Origin of the sequence: Stenotrophomonas sp. PD6, from assembly GCF_049199305.1 — a bacterium.
In the GTDB taxonomy this organism is placed as follows: Bacteria; Pseudomonadota; Gammaproteobacteria; order Xanthomonadales; family Xanthomonadaceae; genus Stenotrophomonas.
Window position 1 is genome coordinate 1 of sequence record NZ_JBLZQD010000030.1, and the last position, 16,738, is coordinate 16,738.

Here is a 16,738-nt window from a genome sequence, read left to right on the forward strand (position 1 = left end):
GCACGCCGACCTGACGCGACAGCAGGATGTGCTCGCGGGTCTGCGGCATCGGGCCGTCAGCGGCCGAACAGACCAGGATCGCGCCGTCCATCTGGGCAGCACCGGTGATCATGTTCTTGACGTAGTCGGCATGGCCCGGGCAATCGACGTGGGCGTAGTGACGGTTTTCGGATTCGTATTCGACGTGTGCGGTCGAGATCGTGATACCGCGGGCCTTTTCTTCCGGCGCGGCGTCGATCGCGGAGTAATCCTTGAATTCGCCACCGAAGCGCTCTGCGCCGATCTTGGTCAGCGCAGCAGTCAGCGTGGTCTTGCCATGATCGACGTGACCGATGGTGCCGACGTTGACGTGCGGCTTGGTGCGCTCGAACTTACCCTTTGCCATTGTTGTCTACCTTGAATATCAGAAAGAGGGAGGTGAAGACCCGAGCTTATGCTCAGGCCTTCTTGGTGATCACGGCTTCGGCGATGTTGCTCGGCGCCGGCTCGTAGTGGTCGAATTCCATCGTGAACGTTGCGCGACCCTGGGTCTGCGAACGCAGCGAGGTGGCGTAACCGAACATTTCGCCCAGCGGGATCATCGCGTTGATGATTTCGGCCGAACCGTCACCGGTCACGCTCGAACCCTGCAGCATGCCGCGACGACGGCTGACGTCGCCCATCACGTCACCCTGGTAATCGCTCGGGGTCACGATCTCGACCTTCATGATCGGCTCCAGCAGAACCGGCTTGGCCTTATTGAAGCCCTGCTTGAAGGCCATCGACGCAGCCAGCTTGAACGCCATTTCCGAGGAGTCGACGTCGTGGTACGAGCCGAACACCAGCTTGACCTTGACATCCACCACCGGGAAGCCCGCCAGCGGACCGCTGGTGATGGTTTCGCGCAGACCCTTTTCGATCGGAGCGATGAATTCCTTCGGAATCACGCCACCGGTGATGTCGTTGATGAACAGGAAATCATCCTTGATCAGCGCCGAAATCTTCGGGTCGGCACGGTCTTCAGCGGTGATCGGCGACAGCTCGATCACAACGTGACCGTACTGACCCTTACCACCGGACTGCTTGGCGTGCTTGTAGTCGGACTTGACGTCGGCCAGCTGGATGGTTTCGCGGTAGGCCACCTGCGGCTTACCGACGTTGGCTTCCACGTTGAACTCGCGCTTCATGCGGTCAACGATGATGTCCAGGTGCAGCTCGCCCATGCCCGAGATGATGGTCTGGCCGGATTCTTCGTCGGTCTTGACGCGGAACGACGGATCTTCCGCGGCCAGACGACCCAGCGCCAGACCCATCTTTTCCTGGTCGGACTTGGTCTTCGGTTCGACGGCCATCGAGATCACCGGCTCCGGGAACACCATGCGCTCCAGGATGATCGGGTGGTCCTGCGAGCACAGCGTGTCGCCGGTGGTGGTGTCCTTCAGACCCACGGCCGCGGCGATGTCACCGGCCAGCACTTCCTTGATCTCTTCACGATCGTTGGAGTGCATCTGCAGGATGCGGCCGATGCGCTCCTTCTTGCCCTTCACCGAGTTCAGCAGCTGGTCGCCGGCATTCAGCGTGCCCGAGTAGACACGGAAGAAGGTCAGCGCGCCCACGAACGGGTCGGTGATGATCTTGAAAGCCAGGGCCGAGAACGGCGCCTTGTCGTCGGACTTGCGGCTCAGCGCGATGGCTTCGTCGTCCACGTCGGTACCGGTCACGTCCGGCACGTCGATCGGCGACGGCAGCAGCTGCACCACGCCGTCCAGCATGGCCTGCACGCCCTTGTTCTTGAACGCGGAACCGCAGTACATCGGCACGATGTCGGTCGCCAGCGTGCGCACGCGCAGCGCTTCGATGATTTCGGCCTCGGTCAGCTCTTCGCCGCCCAGGTACTTTTCCATCAGCTCTTCGCTGGCTTCAGCCGCGGCTTCGATCATGAAGGTACGGGCCTCTTCGGCCTCCGCCTGCATGGCGGCCGGGATGTCCAGGTACTTGAACTTCATGCCCTGAGAAGCGTCATCCCACTCGATGCCCTTCATCTTGACGAGGTCGATCACGCCCTTGAAGCCTTCTTCAGCGCCGATCGGCAGCTGCATCGGCACGGCGACGGCACCCAACTTGGCCTTCAGCTGGCCAACGACCTTGGTGAAGTTCGCGCCGGTGCGGTCCATCTTGTTGACGAACGCGATGCGCGGCACCTTGTACCGGTTGGCCTGGCGCCACACGGTTTCCGACTGCGGCTGCACGCCACCGACGGCGCACAGCACGAACACGGCACCGTCGAGCACGCGCAGCGAGCGCTCCACTTCGATGGTGAAGTCGACGTGTCCGGGGGTGTCGATGATGTTGAAGCGATGCTCCGGCAGGGACTTGTCCATGCCCTTCCAGAACGCGGTGGTGGCAGCGGACTGGATCGTGATGCCACGCTCCTGCTCCTGCTCCATCCAGTCCATGGTGGCGGCGCCGTCGTGCACTTCACCGATCTTGTGGCTCTTGCCGGTGTAGAACAGGATGCGCTCGGACGTGGTGGTCTTGCCGGCATCGATGTGGGCCATGATGCCGAAGTTGCGGTAACGCTCGATGGGAGTGGTGCGGGCCACGGGAGCCTCTCAATTTCTTGGAATTCGGATGGCCGAACGCCGCCTTTCGGCGGCCTTCGGATTGGCGCAGCCCTTCTGGGGCCGCGAGGCAGCACCTTGATGGTGCTGCCATGCCTGTTTTACAAGGCCGTCAAACTCACCAGCGGTAGTGGGCGAAGGCCTTGTTGGCTTCGGCCATGCGGTGGGTTTCTTCGCGCTTCTTGATCGCGCCGCCACGGTTTTCCGAGGCATCCAGCAGTTCTGCAGCCAGCTTCTTCGGCATGGTGTTTTCACCACGCTTGCGAGCCGAGTCGATCAGCCAGCGCATGGCCAGGGCCATCTTGCGCGACGAACGCACTTCGACCGGCACCTGGTAGGTCGCACCGCCGACGCGGCGGGACTTCACTTCGACCGACGGAGCCACGTTGTCCAGAGCCTTCTGAACCAGCTCGATGGTGTTCGGGTTCTTTTCGCCGATCACATCCATGGCACCATAGACGATCTTTTCAGCGACCGACTTCTTGCCGCTCAGCATCACCATGTTGATGAAGCGTGCGATGGTTTCACTTCCGTGCTTCGGATCCGGCAGGACAGAGCGCTGCGGCGTATTACCTTTACGAGACATGTGTACTTTCCCTTAGCTCTTCGGACGCTTGGCGCCGTACTTGGAACGGCCCTGACGACGCTTGGCAACGCCCGAGGCGTCCAGCGAACCACGAACGGTGTGGTAACGCACACCCGGCAGATCCTTGACGCGACCGCCACGGATCAGGACCACGGAGTGCTCCTGCAGGTTGTGGCCTTCGCCGCCGATATAGCTAATCACTTCTTCCTGGTTGGTCAGGCGGACCTTGGCAACCTTGCGAAGCGCCGAGTTCGGCTTCTTCGGAGTGGTGGTGTACACGCGCGTGCAGACGCCACGGCGCTGGGGGCACTTTTCAAGAGCCGGGGAGGCACTCTTGTAAGTGGTTGCCTGCCGCGGCTTGCGGACAAGCTGATTGATCGTCGCCATCAGTAAGTTCTTCTGAGAGAGGCCAATGAAAAGACTGGCCATGAATGCGGATATGTGCGAGCAGGCGAGAAACCGGCCTGCTGAGACAGACGATTGTAGCAACCCGGCGAAAACGCAGTCAACCGCGCACGCGCCAAGCCAGCCCTGATCCCGGGCCGTTACAGGGGAGCCTTTTCCTTGCCCCCCGTTCAGGTTGTCAAACCGGCCCCCTTTCGAAGGCCGGCGGGCATCCTACCTCATCGGTGGCGGTTATGCCACCCATGAGACCGGCATGGCACCACCGACGGTGGCGCCCTACCCCTTCGAATGTCGTCCGACCCAAGGTCGATCGTCAGCCGAAGGTGGTCCGACCCTTTCGGGTCGGACCGTTTTCTCATTCCTCGCCGGCAGCCGATTCGGCTTCGGTCGATTCCACTGCCACCGGGGCGACCGGAGCCACGTCAGCCACCACCGGCGAACCGGACAGCTGCTGCATTTCCGAATCGGTCAGCCCAGAGGCGTTCTTGCGACGGTTGGCGTGGTACGCCAGGCCGGTACCGGCCGGGATCAGACGGCCGACGATGACGTTTTCCTTCAGGCCGCGCAGGTTGTCCGAGGTGCCGCGGACGGCAGCCTCGGTCAGCACGCGGGTGGTTTCCTGGAACGAGGCCGCAGAGATGAACGACTCGGTCGCCAGCGACGCCTTGGTGATGCCCAGCAGGACCGGGTCGAAACGGGCGATCAGCTCGTTGCGGGTGGTCAGGCGTGCATTTTCCTCGATGACGCGCTGGCGCTCGGCCTGCTCGCCATTCAGGAACTTGCTGCTGCCCTGGTCGGTGATCTCGACCTTGCGCAGCATCTGGCGGGTGATGACCTCGATGTGCTTGTCGTTGATCTTCACGCCCTGCAGGCGGTACACGTCCTGGATTTCCTTGACCAGGTAAGCGGCCAGCGGCTCGACACCCAGCAGACGCAGGATGTCCTGCGGGCTCGGCTCGCCGTCCACGATGGTCTCGCCCTTGGTCACGTGCTCACCTTCGAACACGATCACCTGGCGGTACTTCGGGATCAGCTCTTCGTGTTCCGAACCATCGGTGTCCTTGATGATCAGGCGCTGCTTGCCCTTGGTGTCCTTGCCGAAGCTGATGATGCCCGAGCGTTCGGCCAGGATCGCCGGATCCTTCGGCTTGCGGGCTTCGAACAGATCGGCCACGCGCGGCAGACCACCGGTGATGTCGCGGGTCTTGGACGCTTCCTGCGGGATCTTGGCGACCACGTCACCCACGCCGACGGCGGCGCCGTCCTGCAGGTTGACGATGGAGCGCGGCGGCAGCAGGTACTGGGCCGGCAGATCGGTGTTCGGGATGGTCAGGTCATTGCCCTTGGCATCCACGATACGCACGATCGGGCGCAGTTCCTTGGCCTGCGAGCCACGACGCTTCGGATCGGTGATTTCGCGCGAGGCCAGGCCGGTCAGTTCGTCGGTCTTCTCGGTGACGGTCACGCCGTCGATGAAGTCGATGAAGCGGATGAAACCGGCCACTTCGGACACGATCGGGTGGTTATGCGGGTCCCAGTTGGCCACGGTCTGGCCAGCCTTCACTGCATCGCCATCCTTGGAAGCGATCATCGAGCCGTACGGCAGCTTGTAACGCTCACGCTCACGGCCGTGCGCATCCAGCACCGAGATTTCACCCGAGCGCGAGACGGCAACCAGCGAGCCATTGGCGTGCTCGACCGACTTGAGGTTGTTGAACTTCACCGAACCAGTGGTCTTGACGGTGATGTTGTCGACCGCAGCCGCACGCGATGCCGCACCACCGATGTGGAACGTACGCATGGTCAGCTGGGTACCCGGCTCACCGATCGACTGTGCGGCGATGACGCCCACCGCTTCACCGATGTTGACGATGTGGCCACGGGCCAGATCTCGGCCGTAGCAGCGGCCGCAGACACCGAACGCCGAGGCGCAGGAGATCGTCGAGCGCACCTTGATGCTCTGCACGCCGGCATCTTCCAGCTTGGCCACCCACTGTTCGTCCAGCAGGGTGTTGCGGGTCACGATCGGATCTTCATCGTTGCCCGGCAGGAACACGTCCTCGGCCACGACGCGACCCAGCACGCGCTCCTTCAACGGCTCCACGACGTCGCCGCCTTCCACGATCGGGGTCATGGTCAGGCCTTCGGTGGTACCGCAATCCACCTCGGTGATGACCACGTCCTGCGCCACGTCGACCAGACGACGGGTCAGGTAACCCGAGTTGGCGGTCTTCAGCGCGGTATCGGCCAGACCCTTACGGGCACCGTGGGTGGAGTTGAAGTATTCCTGTACGTTCAGGCCTTCACGGAAGTTCGCCTTGATGGGCGTTTCGATGATCGAGCCGTCCGGACGCGCCATCAGGCCACGCATACCGGCCAGCTGACGGATCTGCGCCTGGCTGCCTCGTGCACCGGAGTCGGCCATGATGTACAGCGAGTTCATCGACTTCTGGTCGATGGTCTCGCCCTTGGCGTTGATCACCTTCTCGGTACCAATGGTGTCCATCATCGCCTTGGCGATGCGTTCATTGGTACGCGACCAGATGTCGACCACCTTGTTGTAGCGCTCGCCGGCGGTGACCAGACCCGACTGGTACTGCTCCTGGATTTCCAGCACTTCGGCTTCGGCCTCGGTGAGGATGCCCTTCTTCTCGTCCGGGATCAGCATGTCGTCGATACCGATCGACACGCCGGCGCGGGTTGCGTAGGCGAAGCCGGTGTACATCAGCTTGTCGGCGAACACGACCGTGTCCTTCAAGCCCAGCTGACGGTAGCTGGAGTTGATCAGGCGGCTGATGTTCTTCTTGGTCAGCTCGGTGTTGGCCAGCGCGAACGGCAGGCCTTCCGGCAGGATTTCAGCCAGCAGGGCGCGACCGATCGTGGTGTCCACGATCGAGGTCTTGTTCTGCTTGTTGCCTTCCTCGTCGGTCACCACTTCGGTGATGCGGACCTTGACGCGCGCGTGCAGTTCCACCACGCGGTTGTCGTAGGCGCGCTTGACTTCGGCGATGTTGGCGAAGGCCATGCCCTCGCCCTTCTTGTTTTCCAGCGAGCGGGTCATGTAGTACAGACCCAGCACGACGTCCTGCGACGGCACGATGATCGGCTCGCCGTTGGCCGGCGACAGGATGTTGTTGGTCGACATCATCAGCGCACGCGCTTCCAGCTGGGCTTCCAGCGAGAGCGGCACGTGGACGGCCATCTGGTCACCGTCGAAGTCGGCGTTGAACGCGGTGCAGACCAGCGGGTGCAGCTGGATGGCCTTGCCTTCGATCAGGACCGGCTCGAACGCCTGGATGCCCAGACGGTGCAGGGTCGGCGCACGGTTCAGCATGACCGGGTGTTCGCGGATGACCTCTTCCAGGATGTCCCAGACTTCGGCTTCTTCGCGCTCGACCAGCTTCTTGGCGGCCTTGATGGTGGTGGCCAGGCCACGACGCTGCAGCTTGGCGAACACGAACGGCTTGAACAGTTCGAGCGCCATCTTCTTCGGCAGGCCGCACTGGTGCAGGCGCAGGTACGGGCCGACCACGATGACCGAACGGCCCGAGTAGTCGACGCGCTTGCCCAGCAGGTTCTGGCGGAAGCGACCCTGCTTGCCCTTGATCATGTCGGCCAGCGACTTCAGCGGGCGCTTGTTGGTGCCGGTGATGGCACGGCCGCGACGGCCGTTGTCCAGCAGCGCATCGACCGATTCCTGCAGCATGCGCTTTTCATTGCGCACGATGATGTCCGGCGCGTTCAGCTCGAGCAGGCGGCGCAGGCGGTTGTTGCGGTTGATGACGCGGCGGTACAGGTCGTTCAGGTCGGAGGTCGCGAAGCGGCCACCGTCCAGCGGCACCAGCGGACGCAGGTCCGGCGGCAGCACCGGCAGCACGGTCATGACCATCCACTCCGGACGGTTGCCCGACTCGAGGAAGGCTTCGACCAGCTTGATGCGCTTGGTGAGGCGCTTGAGCTTGGTTTCCGAACCGGTGCTGGCGATCTCTTCGCGCAGGCGGGTCATTTCCGACTGCAGGTCGATGGTGCGCAGCAGCTCGTACACGGCCTCGGCGCCCATGGCGGCGTCGAAGTCGTCGCCGTGCTCCTGGCGGGCCTGCAGGTACTGTTCTTCGGTCAGCAGCTGGCGGCGCTCCAGGGCGGTCAGGCCCGGCTCGGTCACCACGTACGCTTCGAAGTACAGCACGCGCTCGATGTCACGCAGGGTCATGTCCAGCATCAGGCCGATGCGCGACGGCAGCGACTTGAGGAACCAGATGTGCGCGACCGGCGAGGCCAGGTCGATGTGACCCATGCGCTCGCGGCGGACCTTGGCCAGGGTGACTTCGGTGCCGCACTTTTCGCAGACCACGCCGCGGTGCTTCATGCGCTTGTACTTGCCGCACAGGCACTCGTAGTCCTTGACCGGCCCGAAGATGGCGGCGCAGAACAGGCCGTCACGCTCCGGCTTGAAGGTACGGTAATTGATGGTTTCCGGCTTCTTCACTTCGCCGAAGGACCACGAACGGATCAGGTCCGGCGAGGCCAGCGCGATCTTGATCGCGTCGAAGTCCAGCGTCTGGCGCTGCTGGTTGAAGAGGTTGAGCAGGTCTTTCATGGTGTTTCTCCGAAAGGAGGAAATCTTTGTCGATGGGCTGTCAGGTCACATCCGGCGGCGCGGCTGCCGGGGCAGCCGCGCCTGCGCGATCAGTTGTCTTCCAGTTCCATGTTGATGGCCAGCGAGCGGATTTCCTTCACGAGAACGTTGAAGGATTCCGGCATGCCCGCGACCATCTCGTGCTCACCGTCGACGATGTTCTTGTACATCTGGTTGCGGCCCTGCACGTCATCGGACTTCACCGTCAGCATTTCCTGCAGGGTGTAGGCCGCGCCGTAGGCTTCCAGCGCCCAGACTTCCATTTCACCGAAGCGCTGGCCACCGAACTGCGCCTTGCCGCCCAGCGGCTGCTGGGTAACGAGCGAGTACGGACCGGTCGAACGGGCGTGCATCTTGTCGTCGACCAGGTGGTTCAGCTTCAGGTAGTGCATGTAGCCCACGGTGGTGTGGCGATCGAATGCCTCACCGGTACGGCCGTCGAACAGCTGGGTCTGGCCGCTGAGCGGCAGGTCCGCCAGGGCAAGCATGTGCTTGATCTCGGCTTCGGTGGCACCGTCGAACACCGGGGTGGCCATCGGCACGCCGTCGGTCAGGTTGCCGGCCAGGCGCAGCAGCTCCTCGTCGCTGAACTGGGTCAGGTCGACGTGGTTGGCGTGCTGGGTCTTGTCGTGGTTGTACACGTCGTCCAGGAACTTGCGCAGGTCACTGATCGCGGCCTGCGCCTCGAGCATGCCCTGGATCTTGCGGCCCAGGCCCTTTGCGGCCCAGCCCAGATGCACTTCCAGGATCTGGCCGATGTTCATACGCGACGGCACGCCCAGCGGGTTCAGCACGATGTCCACGGTTTCGCCCGAGGCCATGTACGGCATGTCCTCGACCGGCACCACGTTGGAGACCACACCCTTGTTGCCGTGGCGGCCGGCCATCTTGTCGCCCGGCTGGATGCGGCGCTTCACGGCCAGGAACACCTTGACCATCTTCAGCACGCCCGGGGCGAGGTCGTCACCGGCGGTGATCTTGCCGCGCTTGTCGGCGAAGCGACGCTCGAATTCCTTCTCGTGCGCCTGGATCTGCTTCTGGGCGCGTTCGATGGCTTCCGAGGCGTCCTCGTCCTTCATGCGCAGCACGAACCAGTCAGCCTTCTTCAGGCCGTCCAGGTAGGCGTCGGAGATGGTGTCACCCTTCTTCAGGTTGGTACCACCGTTGGCCACCTTGCCCACGATCTGCGAGCGCAGGCGTGCGTAGATGGCCGCTTCCAGGATGCGGAACTGGTCGTCGAAGTCCTTCTTGACGCGCTTGATCTCGTTCTCTTCGATCTGGCGCGCACGCTTGTCCTTCTCGATGCCGTCGCGGGTGAAGACCTGCACGTCGATGACGGTGCCGTCCATGCCCGGCGGCACGCGCAGCGAGCTGTCCTTCACGTCGGACGCCTTCTCGCCGAAGATGGCGCGAAGCAGCTTCTCTTCCGGGGTCAGCTGGCTTTCGCCCTTCGGCGTGACCTTGCCGACCATGATGTCGCCGGCGCGCACTTCGGCGCCGATGTACACCACGCCGGACTCGTCGAGGCGGTTCAGCGCCTGCTCGGAGACGTTCGGGATGTCGGCCGAGATTTCCTCCGGCCCCAGCTTGGTGTCACGCGCGACGCAGGTCAGCTCTTCGATGTGGATCGTGGTGTAACGATCCTCTTCCACCACGCGCTCGGAGAGCAGGATGGAGTCTTCGAAGTTGTAGCCGTTCCACGGCATGAACGCGATCAGCATGTTCTGGCCCAGGGCCAGTTCGCCGATGTCGGTGGACGGGCCGTCGGCCAGCACGTCGCCACGCGCCACCACGTTGCCCACTTCCACCAGCGGACGCTGGTTGATGCAGGTGTTCTGGTTGGAGCGGGTGTACTTGATCAGGTTGTAGATGTCCACGCCGGCGTCGGTCGCGTCGGTGATCTCGGCTTCATTCACCTTGACCACGATGCGGCCGGCGTCGATCTGCACGATCTCGCCACCACGACGGGCGTTGACGGTCACACCCGAGTCACGGGCCACGGCGCGTTCGATACCGGTACCCACCAGCGGCTTCTGCGCACGCAGGGTCGGCACGGCCTGGCGCTGCATGTTGGCGCCCATCAGTGCACGGTTCGCGTCATCGTGTTCCAGGAACGGAACCAGCGCGGCGGCGATCGACACGGTCTGCATCGGCGAGACGTCCATGAAGTGGACTTCCGCCGGCGGCTTCAGCAGCGACTCACCCTGGAAACGGCACGGCACGAACTGCTCGGTGAGCATGCTCTTGGCATCGGTCAGGGCGTTTGCCTGGGCGATGACGTACTCGTTTTCCTCGATGGCCGACAGGAACTCGATCTCGTCGGAGACCTTGCCGTCGTGCACCTTGCGGTACGGGGTCTCAAGGAAACCGTACTGGTTGGTGCGGGCGTACACGGCCAGCGAGTTGATCAGGCCGATGTTCGGGCCTTCCGGCGTTTCGATGGTGCAGACGCGGCCGTAATGGGTCGGGTGCACGTCGCGCACTTCGAAGCCGGCGCGTTCGCGGGTCAGGCCGCCCGGGCCCAGGGCCGAGACGCGACGCTTGTGCGTCACTTCCGACAGCGGGTTGTTCTGATCCATGAACTGGGACAGCTGCGAGGAGCCGAAGAACTCCTTGATGGCAGCGGCGACCGGCTTGGCGTTGATCAGCTCCTGCGGGGTCAGCCCTTCGGACTCGGCCATCGACAGGCGCTCCTTGACCGCGCGCTCGACGCGGACCAGGCCCACGCGGAACACGTTCTCGGCCATTTCACCGACCGAACGGACGCGACGGTTGCCCAGGTGATCGATGTCATCGACCACGCCACGACCGTTGCGGATCTCGGTCAGGACCTTGATCACTTCCAGGATGTCGGAGCTTTCGCCGTGCTCGGCGACCAGGCGCTTGGACTCTTCGTCGTTGCGCTCACCGAAGTACTTGCGGTCGTACAGCACGGCTTCGCCGGTGACGGCCTTGCGGCCGACACGGCGGTTGAACTTCATGCGGCCGACCGTGGACAGGTCGTAGCGCTCGAAGGTGAAGAACAGGTTGTGGAACAGGTTCTGCGCGGCATCCTTGGTCGGCGGCTCGCCCGGACGCATCATGCGGTAGATTTCGACCAGCGCTTCCAGCTGCGTCTTGGTCGGATCGATGCGCAGGGTGTTGGACAGGTACGGGCCACGATCCAGGTCGTTCACCCACAGGGTGCCCACGGCATCGACGCCGGCCTTGCGGAAGGCCTGCAGCTGTTCGTCGGTGATTTCGTCGTTGGCCTGGGCCAGCAGCTCACCGGTGTTGGCATCGACCACGTCGTGCGACAGGATGCGGCCGACGATGTAATCGTCCGGCACGGCCAGGGCGGCAATGCCCGAGGCTTCCAACTGCTTGACGTGGCGCGCGGTGATGCGCTTGCCGGCTTCGACGATGACCTTGTCGCCGTCGGCCAGGTCGAAGTTCAGGGTCTCGCCGCGCAGGCGCTCGGCAACCAGTTCGAGCTGCACGCCCTCATCGGGATTGATGTGGAACGTGTTGATCTCGAAGAACTCGGCCAGCATTTCTTCGTTGCTGTAACCCAGCGCACGCAGCAGGATCGACACCGGCAGCTTGCGGCGACGGTCGATACGGGTGAACAGGGCATCCTTCGGGTCGAACTCGAAGTCCAGCCAGGAACCGCGGTAAGGAATGATGCGGGCGCTGTACAGCAGCTTGCCCGAGCTGTGGGTCTTGCCACGGTCGTGGTCGAAGAACACGCCCGGCGAACGGTGCAGCTGCGAGACGATCACGCGCTCGGTACCGTTCACGATGAAGGTGCCGTTGTCGGTCATCAGCGGGATTTCGCCGAGGTAGACCTCCTGCTCCTTCACGTACTTGATGGCCTTGGTCGACGACTCGCGGTCGTAGATCACCAGGCGCACGGTCACGCGCAGCGGCGCGCCGTAGCTCATGCCGCGCTGGCGGCACTCGCGCTCGTCAAACACCGGGTCGCCAAGCTTGTAGCCGACGTATTCCAGCGCAGCGTTGCCGCTGTAGCTGGCGATCGGGAACACCGACTTCAGGGCCGCGTGCAGGCCGAGATCACGGCGCTTGGCCGGATCCACGTTTTCCTGCAGGAATTCGCGATAGGAATCCACCTGGATGGCCAGCAGGAACGGCACTTCGAGGATCGAGCGCTGCTTGCCGAAATCCTTGCGGATACGCTTCTTTTCGGTGAACGAATATGACGTCATGGGGTCTCACCTTGGCTGTGCGGGCCCCGCCATGGAGGCGTGGCCCGAAGGGAACATGAAAATTGTCAGTTGGAAGTCGCTGGTATTGCCGGCACCAGCACGCCTTCTCTTGCTACTTCCAACTACCAACTCGCCGGCCTGGGCCGGTAATGCAACGCGTGTTGGATTTGACCGTTGTCGCAACAACGACCAAAGGCCGGGGGCTTACGCCCCCAGCCTTGGCTGCATCGCCGTGTTTCGATGGCGACGCAAGGAAGTGCTTACTTGACTTCGACAGTCGCGCCAGCAGCTTCCAGGTCCTTCTTGAACTTGGCAGCGTCGTCCTTCGAAGCGGCTTCCTTGATCATGCCGCCAGCTTCTGCCAGGTCCTTCGCTTCCTTCAGGCCCAGGCCGGTGATGGCGCGGACAGCCTTGATGACTTCGACCTTCTTGTCGCCGGCCGACTTCAGGATGACGTCGAATTCGGTCTGCTCTTCGACAACAGCAGCCGGACCGGCCGGGCCAGCAACGGCGACCGGAGCAGCGGCGGAGACGCCGAACTTCTCTTCGATGGCCTTGACCAGCTCCATCACTTCCATCAGGGACTTCTCGGCGATGGCGTCGACGATCTGTTCGTTGGTAAGGGACATTTTGATTACCTTTGGATAATTTTCTGGGTTCAGGTTCCGTCAGGAACCCCGTAAACAGCGACTCAGGCGGTTTCGGCAACCGGCTCGGCAGCGTCGGCGGTTTCGCCACCGTTCTGCTTGTCGCCGATGGCCTTGATCGCGCGGGCGAACATCGTGACCGGCTCGGTCAGGACGCGGGCCAGCATGGCCAGGGCCTGATCGCGGGTCGGCAGCGATGCCAGCACGTCAACGTGGCTTGCCGGGAACACTTCACCACCAATGGCAACGACCTGCGGAAGCAGCTTGGCGTTGTTCTTGGCAGCTTCCTTGATCAGGCGACCGGCTGCGCCGGGCTCCTCGAGCGAGAAAGCGAACAGCATCGGACCGGTGAACTTGTCCGTTGCACATTCGAACTCGGTGCCCTTGACGGCGCGCTCGGCCAGCGTGTTCTTGACAACCTTCAAGAAAACGCCGGTTTCGCGGGCCTGCTTGCGCATCGCGGTCATCTGGGAGACCGTGGTGCCAGCGTAATGGGCTGCGATCAAGGAGTGAGCCTTGGCAGCGACGTCCGCAACCTCGGCCACTACTTCTTGCTTCTGGGACAGATTGAGAGCCATTGCACTCCTCCAATTGAACTCCGCTTACGGCTCCTGCCGTTTGCGGTCCTGGGCGGCATCCGTCCTGGACGCCGGGAACATCGGGTTGATGTTCCAAGGGTGGGCCGTTCTAGACCTGGATGGCCAACCTGGGTGAACCCAGACGTGCGTGAACCAGAAAAACTCCAGAAGGGCACCATCTACGCAGGGTGATTCCCGAGGGAATCCATTAAGCGATCGGTACTGCGCCGGCGGCGACTCCCTGCCAATGCGAGCATCCCTGCCCGTCGCCGGTATGTAACGACCGCGCCTGCGGTCTTTGACGGCTTCTCCGCGGGGCGAGCCCGCTCGGATGCCTTCAAAATTCACGGGCAGGCGACCGAAGCCGCCCACCCGCTTGAAACGATTACTTCAGGGTCAGCGACGAGGTGTCGACGGTGACGCCCGGGCCCATCGTCGAGCTGACCGACACCTTCTGCAGGTACAGGCCCTTCGAGGTAGCCGGCTTGGCCTTGATCAGGTCCAGCAGCAGCGCCTGCAGGTTCGACTTCAGCGCGTCTTCGGCGAAGTCGGCCTTGCCGATGGTGCAGTGGATGATGCCGGCCTTGTCGGTGCGGTAACGCACCTGACCCGACTTGGCATTCTTGACGGCTTCGCCCGGGTTGGCCGACACGGTGCCGACCTTCGGGTTCGGCATCAGGCCGCGCGGGCCGAGCACGGTGCCCAGCTTACCCACGACGCGCATGGCGTCCGGGGTCGCGATGACGACGTCGTAGTTCAGATCGCCGGCCTGCATCTTCTCGGCCAGGTCGTCCATGCCCACGGCTTCCGCGCCAGCGGCCAGGGCTTCGTCAGCCTTGGCACCGGCCGGTGCGAAGACGGCAACGCGCACGCTCTTGCCGGTACCGGCCGGCAGCACGGTCGAACCGCGCACCTGCTGGTCGGACTTCTTGGCGTCCACGCCCAGGCGCACAGCGACGTCGAAGGACTCGACGAACTTGGCCTTGGTAGCGGTCTTCAGGATCTTGATTGCGTCTTCGAAGGCATATGCCTTGCCCGGGACGACGGCGGCCTTGATGGCCTTCTCACGCTTGGTCTGTGCCATCTTCTTAACCCTCTACCACAAGGCCCATGGAACGGGCAGAACCGGCAATCGTACGCACGGCGGCGTCCAGGTCGGCGGCCGTCAGGTCAGCTTCCTTCGCCTTGGCGATCTCTTCCAGCTGCTTGCGGGTCACCTTGCCGATCTTGTCGGTGTTCGGGCGCTTGGAGCCCGAGGACACGCCAGCGGCCTTCTTCAGCAGCGTCGTTGCCGGCGTGCTCTTGGTGATGAAGGTGAAGGTACGGTCCGAATAGGCGGTGATGATCACCGGAACCGGCAGACCCTGCTCATGCTTCGCCGTGGCGGCATTGAAGGCCTTGCAGAATTCCATGATGTTCAGGCCACGCTGACCCAGCGCGGGACCGACCGGCGGCGAGGGGTTGGCCTGACCGGCCTTCACCTGCAGCTTGATGTAACCAACTACTTTCTTTGCCATGTGAATACTCTCCGGGTGCTAGCGCCTTGCGACCACAGGCTCCCCATCGGACCGGGAATCTCGCGTCCCGGCATCGCGTTTTTGAATTCACGCAGAAGGCCACCTCGCGGCGGCCCTTGCTTTTTGCCAGCTTCCTGGCAGGAAGCCGCGCACTATATCAGGTTTTCGGAGGCCAGCGTGAATGCGCGGGCTCTGCAGCCAGGCATGGCCTGGCTCTACCCCGTCAGACGGCCTTTTCGACCTGGCCGAACTCGAGCTCGACCGGGGTGGCGCGACCGAAGATCAGCACCGAGACGCGCAGACGGCTCTTCTCGTAGTTGACCTCTTCGACCACACCGTTGAAGTCGTTGAACGGACCTTCGGTGACGCGGACCATCTGGCCCGGCTCGAACAGGACCTTCGGACGGGGCTTCTCGATACCATCCTGAACGCGGTTCAGAATGGCCTCGGCCTCATGATCGGCGATCGGCAACGGACGGTCGGCGGTGCCGCCAATGAAGCCCAGCACCTTGGAAGTGTCCTTCACCAGATGCCAGCTTTCGTTGTCGATGCGCGGAATGCCGTTCTCTTCGTGGGTCTCGATCTGCACCAGCACGTAGCCCGGGAAGAATTTGCGCTCGGAACGGCGCTTCTGGCCGGAGCGCATCTCGACCACTTCCTCGGTCGGAACCAGGACGTCACCGAAGCGCTCCTGCATCTCGTCACGCACGATGCGATCGCGCAGCGCCTGTGCAACCGACTTTTCGAAGCCTGAATAGGCGTGAACGACATACCAACGCTTCACAGGTTTCTCCTTATCGACCCAGGAACAACTGGATCGCTTTCTGAATCAAGAAATCAAAGCCGCCGAGCAGCAGGCTGAGGATGATCACCACGACCATCACCACCCAGGTCATGCGCATGGCCTCCTGGCGCGTCGGCCAGACCACCTTGCGCAGCTCGAAACGGGATTCGGAAAGGAATTCACGCGTGTCGCGACCCTTGGCGGTCATCAGGAACACGCCAAGGCCGGCCGCAAGGCCAACCGCAACACCCAGGCCACGCAACGGGCCGGACCATGCATTCTGGGACGCATGCTCGGGCATGCCGAACCAGAACCAAGCAAAAAGACCCGCAAGTGCCAGGAGCACTGCGGCGGCGTACTTGACGATGTCACCCCCGGTGGAGGTGTCCTTGGAATGCTCGATCTTGCTGTTCATCCGGCTCTGGCTGCTGAGGCGGCATGGCCGCTGGAAGGGAGAAGTGGCACGCCAGGAGGGACTCGAACCCCCAACCTGCGGTTTTGGAGACCGCTGCTCTGCCAATTGAGCTACTGGCGTACTGAAAAACTGCCTTCCCTTAGACGGCGAAGGCGGACCGAGGTTCCCGGCCCGCCGTTCGCGAGACCGGCAGCGATGCGTTGCCGCCGGTATTGCAGATTACTCGATGATCTTGGCGACCACGCCGGCGCCGACGGTACGGCCGCCTTCACGAATCGCGAAGCGCAGGCCGTCGTCCATGGCGACCGGGTTGATCAGCGTGACAACCATCTTCACGTTGTCGCCCGGCATGACCATTTCCACGC

At 63.0% G+C, this 16,738-nt stretch carries 12 protein-coding genes, 1 tRNA gene and 1 pseudogene; all 14 read right to left on the reverse strand.

What is annotated here, in order from left to right:
- The coding region (locus tag ACOZHM_RS20435) for a GTP-binding protein (protein WP_421570884.1) at positions 1-385 on the reverse strand (385 nt) is incomplete at its 3' end.
- A gap of 52 nt (positions 386-437) precedes the next feature.
- Positions 438-2,582 carry an elongation factor G gene (gene fusA, locus ACOZHM_RS20440; protein ID WP_421571186.1) on the reverse strand — a complete coding sequence of 715 codons (2,145 nt, stop codon included), beginning with the start codon at positions 2,580-2,582 and terminating at the stop codon, positions 438-440.
- Positions 2,583-2,718: 136 nt separating this feature from the next.
- Positions 2,719-3,186, reverse strand: a complete 468-nt coding sequence (gene rpsG / locus ACOZHM_RS20445; protein ID WP_313348940.1) for a 30S ribosomal protein S7 — start codon at positions 3,184-3,186, stop codon at positions 2,719-2,721.
- Between the two features lie 12 nt (positions 3,187-3,198).
- Entirely contained in the window at positions 3,199-3,573 is a 375-nt protein-coding gene (gene rpsL / locus ACOZHM_RS20450) for a 30S ribosomal protein S12 (RefSeq protein ID WP_025879344.1), read from the reverse strand.
- A 373-nt stretch (positions 3,574-3,946) separates the two neighbouring features.
- On the reverse strand, positions 3,947-8,188 hold the full coding sequence (gene rpoC / locus ACOZHM_RS20455; protein WP_421571187.1) for a DNA-directed RNA polymerase subunit beta': 4,242 nt from the start codon (positions 8,186-8,188) through the stop codon (positions 3,947-3,949).
- Between the two features lie 89 nt (positions 8,189-8,277).
- The gene (gene rpoB / locus ACOZHM_RS20460; protein ID WP_421571188.1) at positions 8,278-12,432 is read right to left on the reverse strand and encodes a DNA-directed RNA polymerase subunit beta; all 4,155 of its coding nucleotides are present in this window, start codon (positions 12,430-12,432) and stop codon (positions 8,278-8,280) included.
- Between the two features lie 260 nt (positions 12,433-12,692).
- Complete coding sequence (gene rplL, locus ACOZHM_RS20465; RefSeq protein ID WP_421571189.1) at positions 12,693-13,061, reverse strand: 50S ribosomal protein L7/L12; 369 nt, start codon at positions 13,059-13,061, stop codon at positions 12,693-12,695.
- Between the two features lie 62 nt (positions 13,062-13,123).
- Positions 13,124-13,657, reverse strand: a complete 534-nt coding sequence (rplJ, locus tag ACOZHM_RS20470) for a 50S ribosomal protein L10 (RefSeq protein WP_421571190.1) — start codon at positions 13,655-13,657, stop codon at positions 13,124-13,126.
- Between the two features lie 385 nt (positions 13,658-14,042).
- Positions 14,043-14,741, reverse strand: a complete 699-nt coding sequence (gene rplA / locus ACOZHM_RS20475; RefSeq protein WP_421571191.1) for a 50S ribosomal protein L1 — start codon at positions 14,739-14,741, stop codon at positions 14,043-14,045.
- Between the two features lie 4 nt (positions 14,742-14,745).
- A complete protein-coding gene (rplK, locus tag ACOZHM_RS20480; RefSeq protein ID WP_421571192.1) occupies positions 14,746-15,174 on the reverse strand; it encodes a 50S ribosomal protein L11 in 429 nt (142 codons plus the stop codon).
- A 223-nt stretch (positions 15,175-15,397) separates the two neighbouring features.
- Entirely contained in the window at positions 15,398-15,958 is a 561-nt protein-coding gene (gene nusG / locus ACOZHM_RS20485; RefSeq protein WP_421571193.1) for a transcription termination/antitermination protein NusG, read from the reverse strand.
- 10 nt (positions 15,959-15,968) lie between these two features.
- Complete coding sequence (gene secE, locus ACOZHM_RS20490) at positions 15,969-16,373, reverse strand: preprotein translocase subunit SecE (RefSeq protein WP_421571194.1); 405 nt, start codon at positions 16,371-16,373, stop codon at positions 15,969-15,971.
- A gap of 44 nt (positions 16,374-16,417) precedes the next feature.
- Positions 16,418-16,493: transfer RNA gene (locus ACOZHM_RS20495), tRNA-Trp, on the reverse strand.
- A gap of 99 nt (positions 16,494-16,592) precedes the next feature.
- Positions 16,593-16,738 (reverse strand): annotated as a pseudogene (locus ACOZHM_RS20500) (elongation factor Tu); the annotation flags it as partial.

Excerpts from the sequence above, each read along its gene's own strand:
- rpsL (WP_025879344.1), bottom strand. The coding sequence starts at position 3,573 with ATGGCGACGATCAATCAGCTTGTCCGCAAGCCGCGGCAGGCAACCACT.
- rpoB (WP_421571188.1), bottom strand. The coding sequence starts at position 12,432 with ATGACGTCATATTCGTTCACCGAAAAGAAGCGTATCCGCAAGGATTTC.
- rpoC (WP_421571187.1), bottom strand. The coding sequence starts at position 8,188 with ATGAAAGACCTGCTCAACCTCTTCAACCAGCAGCGCCAGACGCTGGAC.
- rplK (WP_421571192.1), bottom strand. The coding sequence starts at position 15,174 with ATGGCAAAGAAAGTAGTTGGTTACATCAAGCTGCAGGTGAAGGCCGGT.
- rplL (WP_421571189.1), bottom strand. The coding sequence starts at position 13,061 with ATGTCCCTTACCAACGAACAGATCGTCGACGCCATCGCCGAGAAGTCC.
- rpsG (WP_313348940.1), bottom strand. The coding sequence starts at position 3,186 with ATGTCTCGTAAAGGTAATACGCCGCAGCGCTCTGTCCTGCCGGATCCG.
- rplA (WP_421571191.1), bottom strand. The coding sequence starts at position 14,741 with ATGGCACAGACCAAGCGTGAGAAGGCCATCAAGGCCGCCGTCGTCCCG.
- secE (WP_421571194.1), bottom strand. The coding sequence starts at position 16,373 with ATGAACAGCAAGATCGAGCATTCCAAGGACACCTCCACCGGGGGTGAC.
- rplJ (WP_421571190.1), bottom strand. The coding sequence starts at position 13,657 with ATGGCTCTCAATCTGTCCCAGAAGCAAGAAGTAGTGGCCGAGGTTGCG.